General features: G+C 65.6%; 12 protein-coding genes. 1 reads left to right on the top strand and 11 read right to left on the bottom strand.

Going from position 1 to position 12,945, the window contains the following annotated elements:
- Positions 1 to 18: 18 nt before the first annotated feature.
- From JF515_RS02845 to rlmKL, 7 genes are all read right to left on the bottom strand, one after another.
- Complete coding sequence (locus JF515_RS02845) at positions 19 to 540, bottom strand: acyltransferase (RefSeq protein WP_203100813.1); 522 nt, start codon at positions 538 to 540, stop codon at positions 19 to 21.
- The gene (locus JF515_RS02840) at positions 537 to 1,796 is read right to left on the bottom strand and encodes a lipopolysaccharide biosynthesis protein (RefSeq protein ID WP_203100811.1); all 1,260 of its coding nucleotides are present in this window, start codon (positions 1,794 to 1,796) and stop codon (positions 537 to 539) included. Before JF515_RS02840 ends, JF515_RS02845 begins: the two co-directional genes overlap by 4 nt.
- Position 1,797: 1 nt before the next feature.
- Positions 1,798 to 2,415, bottom strand: coding sequence for an adenylyl-sulfate kinase (cysC, locus tag JF515_RS02835; protein WP_203100803.1), 618 nt, complete (start codon positions 2,413 to 2,415; stop codon positions 1,798 to 1,800).
- Positions 2,416 to 2,475: 60 nt separating this feature from the next.
- Positions 2,476 to 4,248 (bottom strand): SLC13 family permease, encoded by a 1,773-nt coding sequence (locus JF515_RS02830; protein WP_203100801.1) that lies wholly within the window; start codon positions 4,246 to 4,248, stop codon positions 2,476 to 2,478.
- Between the two features lie 99 nt (positions 4,249 to 4,347).
- Positions 4,348 to 4,746, bottom strand: coding sequence for a DUF1330 domain-containing protein (locus JF515_RS02825; protein WP_203100799.1), 399 nt, complete (start codon positions 4,744 to 4,746; stop codon positions 4,348 to 4,350).
- Between the two features lie 12 nt (positions 4,747 to 4,758).
- The gene (locus JF515_RS02820) at positions 4,759 to 5,019 is read right to left on the bottom strand and encodes a glutaredoxin family protein (protein WP_203100792.1); all 261 of its coding nucleotides are present in this window, start codon (positions 5,017 to 5,019) and stop codon (positions 4,759 to 4,761) included.
- Between the two features lie 10 nt (positions 5,020 to 5,029).
- On the bottom strand, positions 5,030 to 7,141 hold the full coding sequence (gene rlmKL / locus JF515_RS02815; RefSeq protein WP_203100790.1) for a bifunctional 23S rRNA (guanine(2069)-N(7))-methyltransferase RlmK/23S rRNA (guanine(2445)-N(2))-methyltransferase RlmL: 2,112 nt from the start codon (positions 7,139 to 7,141) through the stop codon (positions 5,030 to 5,032).
- Positions 7,142 to 7,321: 180 nt separating this feature from the next.
- Between rlmKL and rmf the strand changes: the two genes are divergently transcribed.
- On the top strand, positions 7,322 to 7,525 hold the full coding sequence (rmf, locus tag JF515_RS02810) for a ribosome modulation factor (RefSeq protein ID WP_194297037.1): 204 nt from the start codon (positions 7,322 to 7,324) through the stop codon (positions 7,523 to 7,525).
- 243 nt (positions 7,526 to 7,768) lie between these two features.
- Here rmf and JF515_RS02805 read toward each other — a convergent pair whose 3' ends face one another.
- The 4 genes from JF515_RS02805 to JF515_RS02790 all read right to left on the bottom strand — a co-directional run bounded on the left by JF515_RS02805 (position 7,769) and on the right by JF515_RS02790 (position 12,942).
- A complete protein-coding gene (locus tag JF515_RS02805; RefSeq protein WP_203100788.1) occupies positions 7,769 to 8,767 on the bottom strand; it encodes a quinone-dependent dihydroorotate dehydrogenase in 999 nt (332 codons plus the stop codon).
- Positions 8,768 to 8,929: 162 nt separating this feature from the next.
- Positions 8,930 to 11,560 (bottom strand): aminopeptidase N, encoded by a 2,631-nt coding sequence (gene pepN, locus JF515_RS02800; protein WP_203100786.1) that lies wholly within the window; start codon positions 11,558 to 11,560, stop codon positions 8,930 to 8,932.
- A complete protein-coding gene (locus tag JF515_RS02795) occupies positions 11,560 to 11,844 on the bottom strand; it encodes a YeaC family protein (RefSeq protein ID WP_203100784.1) in 285 nt (94 codons plus the stop codon). The genes pepN and JF515_RS02795 overlap by 1 nt, the downstream gene beginning before the upstream one ends.
- A 207-nt stretch (positions 11,845 to 12,051) precedes the next feature.
- The gene (locus JF515_RS02790) at positions 12,052 to 12,942 is read right to left on the bottom strand and encodes an NAD(+) kinase (RefSeq protein ID WP_203100782.1); all 891 of its coding nucleotides are present in this window, start codon (positions 12,940 to 12,942) and stop codon (positions 12,052 to 12,054) included.
- Positions 12,943 to 12,945: the final 3 nt, after the last annotated feature.

Below are 12,945 nucleotides of genomic sequence, written 5' to 3'. Positions count from 1 at the left end.
GCACCGCCTTTCACGTGCTTAGTTGAACGCCCCTTCCTTTTTTAAACGATCGTAGTGTTCCTGATCTCGCTGAGAGAACACACGGGCGGGATGGCCTCCGGCAATAGCGTAATCCGGGATGTCCGACACCACGCAACTTCCCGCCTGGATGATGGCCCCTTCACCAATGGTGACACCACCCAGCACGATCACCCGTGTTCCCAGCCATACATTGTCCTTGATGGTAATGTCCTTGACGATATAGGTGTTGTCGTAAGGAATCGCGGTACCGCCATCAAAGTTATGGACATCGGTGATAAAAAGGCATTCACGGCCTGAATGAAAATTATCACCAATTACGACCTTTCCTCTGCCATTGATTCTCAACCCGTTGAAATTGGCATTTTGGCCGAGATGAGTATTACCGGTGAGGCTGGTTGGTCCACCTACCCGAATACTCCCAAGGTGAGAACCGCATTGCCGGGCGACGCGATACTCCCGGAAACGTCGCTGCAGCAAGCGAAAAAAATCTCGAATACCACGAATCAATCCCATCATCATTCTTTACCAAACCACGGCATGGGAGTCAGACGATGACCGACCCTCCAGGTCACAAGCCATTGTATCAACATGCTCAGACAGGCTGCCCAACCTGCCCCACGCAAACCATAAAGATCGATCAAACTGAACATTAAGAGGACATTAATTCCACCACAAAGAATAGTTATCCGTGCCAATGCTCCCGTTTGTTTGGAGTAGGTAATGTAGCTGGTCTGCATGAAATACATGCCACGTATAGCCTGGGCCATCACCAACCAAGGGAGCACCACCGAGGCCTGAGCGTATTGCTCCCCCGCGATGAACTTCAGGATTGGTCCGCCGAAAAAGAACGTGCAAACAACGCCAAAAACCAACAAACAGTAATAGCCATAGGTAATCCGGACAATGGCCTCCTTTTCAGCGGCAAGATTACGTTTTAATCGAGCGAACAGCCAGGGTACATAGGCCTTGTTGATACTTTCGGCGATAATACCAACCACCAGAGCAAACTGGGCCGCGACCAGGTAATAACCCGCCGCATCAAGCCCTAGACGGGAACTGATGATGGCTCTATCGACCATGAGCAGCAGGAATGCACCGAGGAGGTGTGGGGTCAGGGGTACGCCGAAATCAAGCGCTTCCTTGATCAAATCCGGGCGCCATGCCCATTTGATCAAACCATCCCTGTACAACCATGCCAACCCAATCAGACCGCAAAGCGCCACGGCGAACGTCGCGCCGCCAATACGGCCAGCAACGCCAAAGCCCAGGACCACGACCAGTATTATGGACAACACGACATCAATCGAGCTCCGCGTAATCTGTAAACTGCCGTAGCGTAGAGGCTGACTACGCACCTGCCATTGCCCCAGCCTTAGCTGAAGAGCGAACTGCGAAAACGCGTACGGTACGCCGACCATCAACCAAACCCGGGGCAATCCAATTAGCCTCTCCAGCCAACTTCCCAGAACAAGGGACACGATAAGAAGAAGAGTCGCCATCGCGCCACCGATGAGCAAGCAAGAAACGATGAATTCCCCCATCGCGCGATCAGGATCATCGTGGTCATAATGCATCCTGGTCGCGGCGCCGTGCGTACCCAACGGCACCAGCGACGACAGGAATGCTATCCATACTTGAAAAACTGCTACCTGACCGTACTCAGCCGGTTCCAGATGACGCGTAAGAATAGGCAGCAGCAGGAACGGGATGGCCGAGCTAAGTACACTTGCAGCCAGATAAACACTGGCGCCTTTTAGAAGGGGGCTGCCCTTCAATTCACACCCCAATCGCGGCGATCAGCTGCTTCACGCAGGCTTCGATGTCGTTGTCGGCGGTGTTGATCACCACTTCCGGCTTGGCCGGGGCTTCGTAGGGGCTGTCGATGCCGGTGAATTCCTTGATCTCGCCGGCGCGGGCTTTCTTGTAGAGGCCCTTGGGGTCGCGCTCCTCGCACTTTTCCAGGGGGGCGTCGACGAATACTTCGACGAATTCACCGTCCTCGAAGAGGGCACGGGCGGCGTCGCGGTCGGCGCGGAAGGGGCTGATGAAGGCGGTGACCACCACCAGGCCGGCGTCGACCATGAGCTTGGCGACTTCGGAGACGCGGCGGATGTTTTCGGTACGGTCCTCGTCGCTCATGCCCAGGTTCTTGTTGAGGCCGTGGCGGACGTTGTCGCCGTCGAGCAGGTAGGTGTGCTTGCCTTGCTCGGTGAGGGCCACTTCCAGGGCGTTGGCGAGGGTGGATTTGCCGGAGCCGGACAGGCCGGTGAGCCAGATGCATTTGGGGGCCTGGCCTTTGGCTTTGGCGCGGTCGGCTTTGCCGACGCTGCTCTGGTGCCAGACGACCTGGGCTTTGCTGTCGTGTTTGCGGTTCTGGTAGGGGCTGTCCGACATGGTGGTCTCCTTGTGTGTTCGATTTCGTTCCCGGGCGGGGATTCTACATGAATGGGCGCCTCAAAACGCCCACACCAGGGGGATCAGGGTGGTACTGACCGCCGCCGCCAGGATCGACATGGGTACGCCGATCTTGAGGTAGTCGGTGAAGCGGTAGCCGCCGGGGCCCATGACCATGAGGTTGGTCTGGTAGCCGAGCGGGGTCATGAAGCTGGCGCTGGCGGCGAACATGACGGCGACGATGTAGGGCAGCGGGCTGACGCCGAGTTGGGCGGCGACGCCGTTGGCGATGGGGAAGACCAGGACGGCGGCGGCGTTGTTGGTGATTACTTCGGTGAACAGGGCGGTGATCAGGTAGATGGCGAGCAGGGCCAGCCAGGGGTTGTCGAGGCCCTGCCCGATCAGGGCGTCGACGATCCAGCCGGCGGTGCCGCTTTCTTCCAGGGCGGTACCGAGGGCGAAGGCGGCGCCGATGACCACCAGCACGGGCAGGTTGACGCTGACGTTCATGCGCGCGCGGTTGACGGTGACGCAGCGGGTGACGAGCAGCAGGCCGGCGGCGATGAAGGCGGCTTCCAGCACCGACAGCAGGCCGAGCACGTTGACGCCGACCATGCCCACCAGGATGGCGGTGGCCAGCGGCGCCTTGCTGAAGTCCGGCGGGGTGGAGTCGCTGAGCGGGCTGACCAGCATGAAGTCGCGGCGGTAGCGGTATTGCTCGACGAAGGCGTTGCCGGTTTCCAGCAGCAGGGTGTCGCCGACGCGCAGGATCTGCTCGCCGACCTTGCCGGGCAGGCGACGGCCGGCGCGGCTGATGCTGAGGATGGCGGCCTGGTAGCGGGTGCGGAAGCCGGCTTGTTTGACGCTCTGGTTGAGGCCGGGGAATTCCGGGCCGATCACCACTTCCACCAGGCAGCGCTGGTGGTTGTTGAGGCGCAGCTTGTGGGCGCCGCCGTGGGCGGGGACCAGACCGTTGATGCGTTGCAGTTCACGGGCGCAGTCCGGGGCGCCGATAAAGGCGAGCTGGTCGCCGGCCTGGAGCAGCATGTCCGGGCCAACGGCGGTGAACAGCTTGTCGCCGCGCTGGATTTCGGTGAGGTAGCCGTGGGTCAGGTTGCGCAGGCCGGCGTCCTGGATGGTCTTGTTGTGCAGGGGGCTGCCCTCCGGGAGGACCACCTCCACGTGGTATTCCCGGGCGCGCTCGACCTGCTCGACCATGCCCTGGCGGTGGGGCAGCAGGCGACGGCCAAACAGCAGCAGGAACAGGCTGCCGGCGATCAGCAGGGGCACGCCGACCCAGGCCAGATCGAAGATGTGGAAGCCGTCCAGGCCGCGTTCCTGCATCATGCCGTCGACCACCAGGTTGGTGCTGGTGCCGATCAGGGTGCAGGTGCCGCCGAGGATGGCGGCGTAGCTGAGCGGCAGCAGCAGCTGCGAGGCGGAGAGCCGCAGGCGCTGGGCCCATTCCTGCACCGCCGGGATCATCATCGCCACCACGGTGGTGTTGTTGAGGAAGGCGCTGAGCAGGGAGGTGGGCGCGATCAGGCGGAGCTGGCTGCCGAGGGCGCTTTTCGGCTGGCCGAGGAGCTTATGGGCGACCCAGAAGATGGCGCCGGTGTCACGCAGGGCGGCGGCCACCACGTAGAGCACGGCGACGGTCATCAGGCCCGGGTTGGCGAAGCCGGCCAGGGCTTGCTCCGGGGTGATCACGTCGCCCACCAGCACCAGCACCAGGGCGGCCATCATGGTGACCTCGGCGGGCACCCGGTTGCTGGCCAGGGCCGCCAGCACGGCGAGCACCACCAGCGTGGTATAGATCATTTCCGGTGTCATCGGGCGGCCAAGGCTCCAGCGGTCTGGTGGTCCAGCATTGGCCGGATGGTAGCGGTTTTTTTATAACCTGCAAGCAGTGGTTGGTTCTTTGCTTATAGCCTATTTCTCTTGGTTGCAGATCAGGCGGGCTTCGGCGAGGGCAGCGGTGCGGTGTTTGGTGGCTTCCTTGTACTCCGGGTCGGCGAGCATTTTCGCGAACGCCTGGATCGAGGGATAGCGCACCAGCAGGACTTCGTCCCAGTGCTCCTCTTCCGGGGCGATGACGCCGGCCAGGGTGTCACCGGACCAGACCAGCTCGCCGCCCACGCCCTGGACTTTCTGGAACGCCACCTTGGAGTAGCGGCGGTAGGCTTCGCGGCCGTCGTAATCGGCGTCGCCGTCCTTGTAGCGGGCCACGTCGCGGAAGCGCAACAGGTTGAGCATGACGATGGGGGTGTCGGCGGGAATGCTCTTGAGGATGTCCGGCAGGCGTTTCGGGTCCGGGTCGACGATGGGCATGGGGCTCTCCTTTCAGGCTTTGTGGGGGCTGCCGGATTCGGACAACATGGCGTTCACCTCGAGCAGCCCAAAGGGCCAGACCAGTTCCCTGAGAGGCCCGCGCCGGAGCACCGGTATCCAGGTCTGGTATTCCTCCATGAGGGTATCATCCTCGGCGATGTCCACCTCGTGAATGAGGGTATCAGGGTTGACGGTCAGCACCAGCTCGCGTGCTTTTTCGCACAGATGGCATCCCTTGGTGGTGTAGAGCGTCACTTCCGGTGTCTTAGTCATCTCCGGTGTCTTAGTCATCGGCATGTCGAATCGCGTAACAGTGGTGAATGGCGCCGTTGCGACGGAAGTCCTCCGGCAGGCTCCAGCCGGTGAGGTCCTCCACGGCGTACCAGCGGCGCAGGCTCTCCTCCAGTTCGAAGCGGCGGTAGTTGCAGGAGAAATACAGCACGCCGCCCGGTTCCAGCCGTTTCATGATGCGGCGGATCAGATCGCCGTGGTGCTCCTGGACGACGAAATCGTCGCGCCCCTTATTATTGGAAAAAGTGGGCGGATCGCAAAATACCAGGTCGAACTGTTCCTTGCAGTCGTCCAGCCAGGCCTGGGCGTCGGCGCGTACCAGCGGGTGGCGGTCGGTGGCGAAGCCGTTGAGCGCCAGGTTGCAGCCGGCCCAGTCCAGGTAGCGCCGCGAGGTATCCACGGTGACCGCGCGGCGGGCGCCGCCGGCCAGGGCCTGGACGGTGGCGGCGCCGGTGTAGGCGAACAGGTTGAGAAAGCGCTTGCCGGCGGCCTCCTCGGCGATACGCAGGCGCATGGGCCGGTGGTCCAGGAACAGGCCGGTGTCCAGGTAGTCATCCAGGTTGACCAGCAGGTGGGCGCGGCCTTCGCGGACCACCTGGTAGCGGTTCTGATTGTTGAGCTTGCGGTACTGGTCGCGGCCCTTCTGGCGCTCGCGGGTGCGCAGGTGCACCTGCTCGCGGTGCACGCCGAGGGCGGCGCGGGTGGCGGTGACCGCCCACTGGCGGCGCTGGCGGGCTTTTTCCGGGTCCACGGTGGAGGGGGCCTTGAATTCCTGCACCAGCACCTGGTCGCCGTAGATATCCACGGCCACGTTGAATTCCGGCAGGTCCCGGTCGTAGAGGCGGTAGGCCTGAATGTCTTCCCGGTCGAGCCAGCGGCGCAGGTGCTTGCCGTTCTTACGCAGCCGGTTGAACAGCGGCACCGCCGGCGCCGGCAGCTCGAAACTGGGCGCCTCGCCGACCCGCAGCGGCTCCCGGGGGGCCGGCGGGCGTGGCCGGCTGACGCGGATGAAGTTGGTGAGGGCGCCGTTGCGCACCTTCCATTGTGCTTCCAGATCCATGCCGGCGCGGTCCAGGGCGGTGACGTCGGCACCCAGCAGCACCGCCCGCCAGGCCGGGGCTTTCTCGCCGAGCAGGCGGCCCAGGCCGGCGTACAGCCAGGCGGCCTGCTCCTGCTCGTCGAGGCGCTCGCCCCAGGGCGGGTTGGTGACCACCAGGCCCTCGGCGGCCAGGTCCCGGTCACGCAGGTTGCCCAGCTCGCGGCGCTCGAAGTGGATGGCGCCGGCCATGCCGGCCCGCTCGGCGTTGTGCTGGGCGTACTTGAGGGCGTCGTTGTCGGCGTCGAAGCCTTTCAGGGCGGGCAGCGCCGCCGGGCTTTCCAGGCTGGCGGCGGCTTCAGCCAGGGCCTCCTGGGCCAGGGTCTGGCGGCAGCCGCGCCAGGCCTGGAAGCCGTAGTCCTTGCGCAGGGCGCCGGGGGCGATGCCGGCGGCCATCCAGGCGGCCTCGATGGCCACCGTGCCGCTGCCGCAGAAGGGGTCCACCAGCAGGCCAGGACGGTCGTCACGGTGCCAGCCACCGGCGCGCAGCAGGGCCGCGGCCAGGTTCTCGCGCAGCGGCGCGCGGCCGCCGGCCAGGCGGTAGCCGCGCCGGTGCAGGGGCGTGCCGGCCAGGTCCAGCCACAGCCAGGCGGCGTCCGGGTCGAGCCGGGCGCGCAGGCAGCAGGCACCGGCTTCCCGGCGTGCCACGGTGATGTCGGTGGGCAGGCCGCGCAACAGGCGCTTGGTGCTTACCCGGCTGTCGCCGCGCACGCCCTTGCCATGATCCAGGCTCAGATGCAGGGCTCCGCCCGGGGGAACCAGGGCGTGCCAGTCCACCGCCTCGGCGAGCTTTTCCGGAGCGTCTTCCGGGGGCACCGCCAGCTCCGCCACCGGCAGCAGCACCCGCTCGGCGAGCCGCGACCACAGGCAGGCGCGCAGGCCGTCCTGCTGGCGGCCCTCGATGGCCACATGGGCGTTACCGCGATCCGTTACCGACATGCCCAATTCGGTGAGCTCGTCGGCGAGCAGCGGCGCCAGGCCGGGCAGGCAGGTGATGATGAATTGCATGGGCTTCGCCTTGTAAGTACCTGATGGGACTGAATTTCAGGCCATTTCATCAAAATGACCGTTATGCGTCATCCGTTTAACACCCTCCCCTATTATGGCGACTTGTTATTCGACACCCGGGGAGGGCTTTTCCATACTCGACTACGAGGCTTTCGAAAACGACAAGTGAGGACAATGTCTATGAAGCGACAAAAACGCAGTCGTGATGATCGTGCCTACAGCCGGGGCTACCAGGCCGGATACCGAGGAAAGTCCCGCGATTTCTGCCCCTTCGGCGCCCTCCAGGCCCGCAGTAACTGGATGCAGGGCTGGCGTGAAGGGCGCACCAACCAAGTTCAAGGCATGATCGGCGTTGCCGGCATTCACAACCTGAAGGACCTCTGAAAGCTTCAAGCCAGACCAAACAATTTCGATACGTTTTTCCGTTCAGCGCCGGCGCTTCGCGCGTCGACCCCACAGGGCCCCTCCAGGGCCCTTTTTAATTGGGCGGCCAGCCCACCCTGCCCTGGTAATGCACTGTAGGAGCGGCTTTAGCCGCGATTGGGCGGTGCCATTGATCCGGCGCTGGATCGCGACTGAAGTCGCTCCTACAAGTCGCTCCTACAGGGCGCTTCTGCGGCGCCGGGTTTACCAGGCCTTGACGATGTCGCGGACCAGACCGGGGCCCTGGTAGATCAGGCCGGAATAGACCTGCACCAGGTCGGCGCCCAGGCGCCGCTTCTCGACGGCGTCGGCGCCACTCTGGATGCCACCCACGCCGATGATCGGCAGGCGGCCATCCAGGGCGCGGCGCATGGTGGCCAGGGCCCGGTCGGCGATGGGTTTGAGCGGGGCGCCGCTCAGGCCGCCCTGCTCGCCGCCGTGCTGGAGCCGTTCCACGCCGGGGCGCTCCAGGGTGGTGTTGCCGACGCACACGCCGTCGATGCCGTGGCGTACGAAGGCTTCCGCCATGGCGCCCAGTTCCTGCTCGTTGTTGTCCGGGGCGATCTTGATCACCAGGGGCACGCGCTTGCCGTTTTGCTGGTCGAGCCGGGTTTGCGCCTCGCGCAGGGTGCCGAGCAGCGCGTCCAGGGCGTCGCCGTGTTGCAGGCTGCGCAGCCCCGGGGTGTTCGGCGAGGACACATTGACCACCAGATAGCTGGCCAGGGCGTGGACCTTCTCCTGGCAGATCAGGTAGTCGTCCACGGCGTTTTCCACCGGGGTGTCCTTGTTCTTGCCGATGTTGATGCCCAGCACGCCTTGATAGCGGCTGGCGCGGACATTGGCCACCAGGGCGTCGACGCCGTGGTTGTTGAAGCCCATGCGGTTGATGATGGCGCGGGCCTCGGGCAGGCGGAACAGGCGCGGCTTGGGGTTGCCGGGCTGGGCGCGCGGGGTGACGGTGCCCACCTCCAGGAAACCGAAGCCCAGGGTGGCCAGGCCATCGATGCAGTCGCCGTTCTTATCCAGGCCGGCGGCCAGGCCCACCGGGTTGGGCAGGTCCAGGCCCATCACCGAGGCCGGCCGGTCCGGCACGGTGCCGGGCAGCAGCTTGCCGGCGCCCCGGCGCAGCAGGTCCAGAGTCAGGTCATGGGCCTGTTCGGCGGACAGGGAAAACAGCAGCGGACGGGCAAGGCGGTACAGCACGGGGCGGCTCCAGAGCGATCGGCGCGGGGAGTATACGCCAGCGGCGCGGCAGGGGCACGGGGACGGGGGCGCCTGGGCGTGATGTTCTGCGGCGAATCGCGACTGAAGTCGCTCCTACGGGGGGGGAGGAGCGACTTCAGTCGCGATTTGCGATGGCGGCGCTCAGGCGCCGAGGATGCGGTCGAGCACCTCGGCGAGGTTGGCGGAGGCGCCGGGGCGGATGCCACGCAGGGCGTCGCCGAGCTTGCCGGCCAGGTCCGGCTCCAGGCGCTTGAGCCGGGCACCGCCGTTGGCGAGCCGGGCGGCGATCTGCGGGTTGATGCCATCGAGTTTCTTGAGCGCCCGGGCGAACAGGGCGTAGCCGCTGCCGTCCGGGGCATGGAAGGCGGACGGGTTACCGTTGACCAGGGTGCCGATCACCGCGCGCACCCGGTTGGGCAGGGTCCACTCGAAGGCCGGGTGGTCGAGCAGCGCCTCGGCCCGGGCCACGGTGTCCGGGCCGGGCACGGTGGCCTGGATGGCGAACCACTGGTCCATGACCAGCGGTTCATCGGCCCATTGCTCGGCGAAGCGGGCCAGGCGGCCCTGGTCGTCCAGGCCGTTGTGCACCAGGTCGCGCAGGGCGCCCTGGGCGTTGGTCATGCAGGTCGGCTGGTCGAAGTCGCGGCCCAGGTATTCGCCCACCCTGGTCGCGTCGAGGGCGCCCTGCCCGGCGGCGGCGGCCAGGTAGGCGAGGGCCAGCCGGCGCAGACGGCGGCGGCCCATGGCATCGCCGCCGCTCTGGTAGCGGGGCTCGTCGAACTGCTCGGCCAGGCGCCACCAGTGGTCGGCCAGGGCCTCGCCGAGAGCGGCGCGCAGGCCGCTCACCGCCTGATGGACCCGTTGCGGGCGCAGCGGCGCGTGGCGGTCGCCGACCGCGTTTTCGGCGGGCAGGCCGAGCAGCAGCGCGGCCTGGGCCGGGTCCTCGGCGGCGCGGGCGATGACCCGCTCCAGCACCGGAGCGAGCCGGGGCAACTGGTCGGCGGCGCTTTCGCCATCGTCGATGATGCGCGCCAGGGCGGCGAAGTAGAGGCGCTGAGCGGCATCCCAGCGGCAGAAGCCGTCGCTGTCGTGGGCCAGCAGCGTGACGAGCTGCTCCTCGCTGAAGTCGTAGCGCAGCGACACCGGCGCGGAGAAGCCGCGCAGCAGGGACGGCGTGGGCTGTTCCGGCAGCCGGAAGCGGAACACCTGGCGGGGCTCGCGCAGGATCGCCACGGTTTCGGTGCCGCCCTGGTCGTCCAGGGGCAGCGGCCGGCCCTGGCCGTCCAGGAGGGCCAGTTTGATCGGGATCATCAGCGGCTGCTTGTCCGGTTCGCCGGGGGTGGCCGGGGTGTGCTGCTCAATGGTGAGCTGGTATTCGCCATCCCGGTAGTCGTCGGTGACCGTGAGCACCGGGGTGCCGGCCTGGCTGTACCAGCGTTTGAACTGGGTCAGGTCGAGCCCGGACACTTCTTCCATGCAGGCCACGAAGTCGTCGCAGGTAACCGCCTGGCCGTCGAAGCGCTCGAAGTAGAGGTCGGTGGCGCGGCGGAAGTCCTTGGCGCCGAGCAACTGATGCTGCATGCGCACGATCTCGGCGCCCTTCTCGTAGACGGTCAGGGTGTAGAAGTTGTCGATCTTCTGGTAGGCCGCCGGGCGCACCGGGTGGGCCATGGGGCCCTGGTCCTCGGGGAACTGATGGTTGACCAGGAAATCCACGTTTTCCACCCGCACCACGGCGCGGGAGTTCATGTCCGAGGAGAACTCCTGGTCGCGGAACACGGTGAAGCCTTCCTTGAGGCTGAGCTGGAACCAATCGCGGCAGGTGACCCGGTTGCCGCTCCAGTTGTGGAAGTACTCGTGGGCGACCACGGATTCCACCCGCTCGAAGGCGGCGTCGGTGGTGGTGTCGGGGTGGGCCAGCACGCAGGAGGTGTTGAAGATGTTGAGGCCCTTGTTCTCCATGGCGCCCATGTTGAAGTGGCTGACCGCCACGATCTGGAAGATGTCCAGGTCGTATTCGCGGCCGAACACCTGTTCGTCCCAGGCCATGGCGCGCTTGAGTGAATCCATGGCGTGGTCGAGCTTGTCCAGGTCGCGGTGCTCGGCGTACAGGCGCAGGGCCACTTCACGGCCGGAGGCGGTGGTGAAGGTGTCCGACAGGCAGGCCAGGTCTCCGGCCACCAGGGCAAACAGGTAGCAGGGTTTGGGGAACGGGTCTTCCCAGGTGGCGAAGTGGCGGTCGCCCTCTTCCTCGCCGGCGTCCACCGGGTTGCCGTTGGAGAGCAGCAGCGGGTAGGCGCTCTTGTCGGCGTGGATGGTGGTGGTGAAGCGGCTGAGCACGTCCGGGCGATCCGGGAAAAAGGTGATGCGGCGGAAGCCTTCCGCCTCGCATTGCGTGCAGTACATGCCGTTGGAGCGGTACAGGCCCTCCAGGGCGGTGTTCTTTTCCGGCTCGATGCGCACCACGGAGGTCAGGGTGAAGGCGTCCGGGGCGCCGGGGATCACCAGCTTCGGGCCGTCCAGGCGGTAGTCGTCGCCGGGCTTGAGTTCACGGTCGTCCAGGGTCAGGGCGCGCAGGTCCAGGTTCTCGCCGTCGAGCACCAGATCCGCCGGCTGGTCGTCGCGGGCCGGGTTGCGGCGCAGGGTCAAACGGGCGGTGACCAGGGCGTGGCCATCGCGCAGGTCCACGTCCAGGCTGGTGTCGGGCACTAGCCAGGCCGGCGGCTGGTAGTCCGCCAGGCGGGTGACCGGGTTGGGTTGTCCGTCTCTCATCAGTGTTCTCCTTTTCCGCCGGCGGGGCGCAGGGACACCGGCTGCTCGGATTCCCCGCCGCCCGCCTGGCTCTTGCAGTGGCTGGGCACGTAGCCGGTGCGCTCCTCCTCGGGCAGGTTGCGGGCTTCCCAGGCGATCACCGCCTGCAGACACAGCTCGCGCTGCTCATCGCTCACCTTGCGACCGTCGGGCCAGCGACCGGTTTCCACGGCGGTGCGCATGTTGTGCCAGACCTCCAGGGTCATGGAGTCGATCATCTGGTCAAAAGAGGGAGCGGAAGACATCGCGGGTACCTGTCGAAAACTGTGCGTTATGGAATGGGGGGTAAGGATACAGGATTCAAGATACAGGATGCAGGCGCGAGACAGGCCTTGCCGGTGGAAGCGCCGTTGCAAGTTGCAACCAACGGCCGCGGCGGCGGCCGGCATCGCGACTGAAGTCGCTCCTACACCGGATCAAAGTCGTAGGAGCGACTTCAGTCGCGATCGGGTTCAATTACCGTCGCCGGGACGGGTGCTCCAGCCCAGCTTGGAACGACAGGCCTGGTAGAAGTCGTGGCCCGGCGGGTGGATCAACCGCAGGCGGTGGGGCTTCTTGCGGATGGCGATGACGTCGTCGACCTTGAGGCGGGTACCGGCGGTGCCGTCGCAACTGACCAGGGGGTTCACCTTTTCGGTGGTGATCTGGATCTTGATTTCGCTGTCGCCATCCACCACCAGCGGGCGGCTGGTGAGGGTGTGCGGGTTGAGCGGCACCAGCACCATGGCGTCGAGGCGCGGGTGCATGATGGGGCCGCCACCGGACAAAGCGTAGGCGGTGGAGCCGGTGGGGGTGGACACGATCAGGCCGTCGGAGCGCTGGGCATAAACGAAATGGCCGTCGATGGTCAGCTCGAAATCGATCATGTGGACGCTGTCACCGGAGAGCAGCACCACGTCGTTGAGGGCGCTGCCCTCCCCCACCACGCTCTTGCCCCGGCGCACTTCCATGTCGAGCAGGAAGCGTCGTTCGGTGGCGTAGTCCCCATCCAGCACCTGGCCAACACGGGATTCGATTTCCGAGGGCAGGATGTCGGTGAGGAAGCCCAGGTGGCCACGGTTGATGCCCAGCACCGGGATGTCATAGCGGGCCAGGGTGCGGGCGGCGCCCAGCAGGCTGCCGTCGCCACCGACCACGATGACCAGGTCGCAGGCCTCGCCCATCTGCGCGGTGGTGGCGGCCTGCAGGCCCATTTCGGCGAGGCTGTCGGCGATCGCCTTGTCGAGAATCACGGTGCAGTCGCGACCGTGCAGGAAATGAATCAGTTGGCGCATGGAGTACAGCGCCTGTTCGCTTTCCGAGCGGGCGATCAAACCGATGATGCGAAATTTTTCCTGGGACACGTT

This window comes from Alloalcanivorax marinus (assembly GCF_016785095.1).
GTDB lineage: Bacteria > Pseudomonadota > Gammaproteobacteria > Pseudomonadales > Alcanivoracaceae > Alloalcanivorax > Alloalcanivorax marinus_A.
This window is presented reverse-complemented; position numbering and strand designations above follow the sequence as displayed.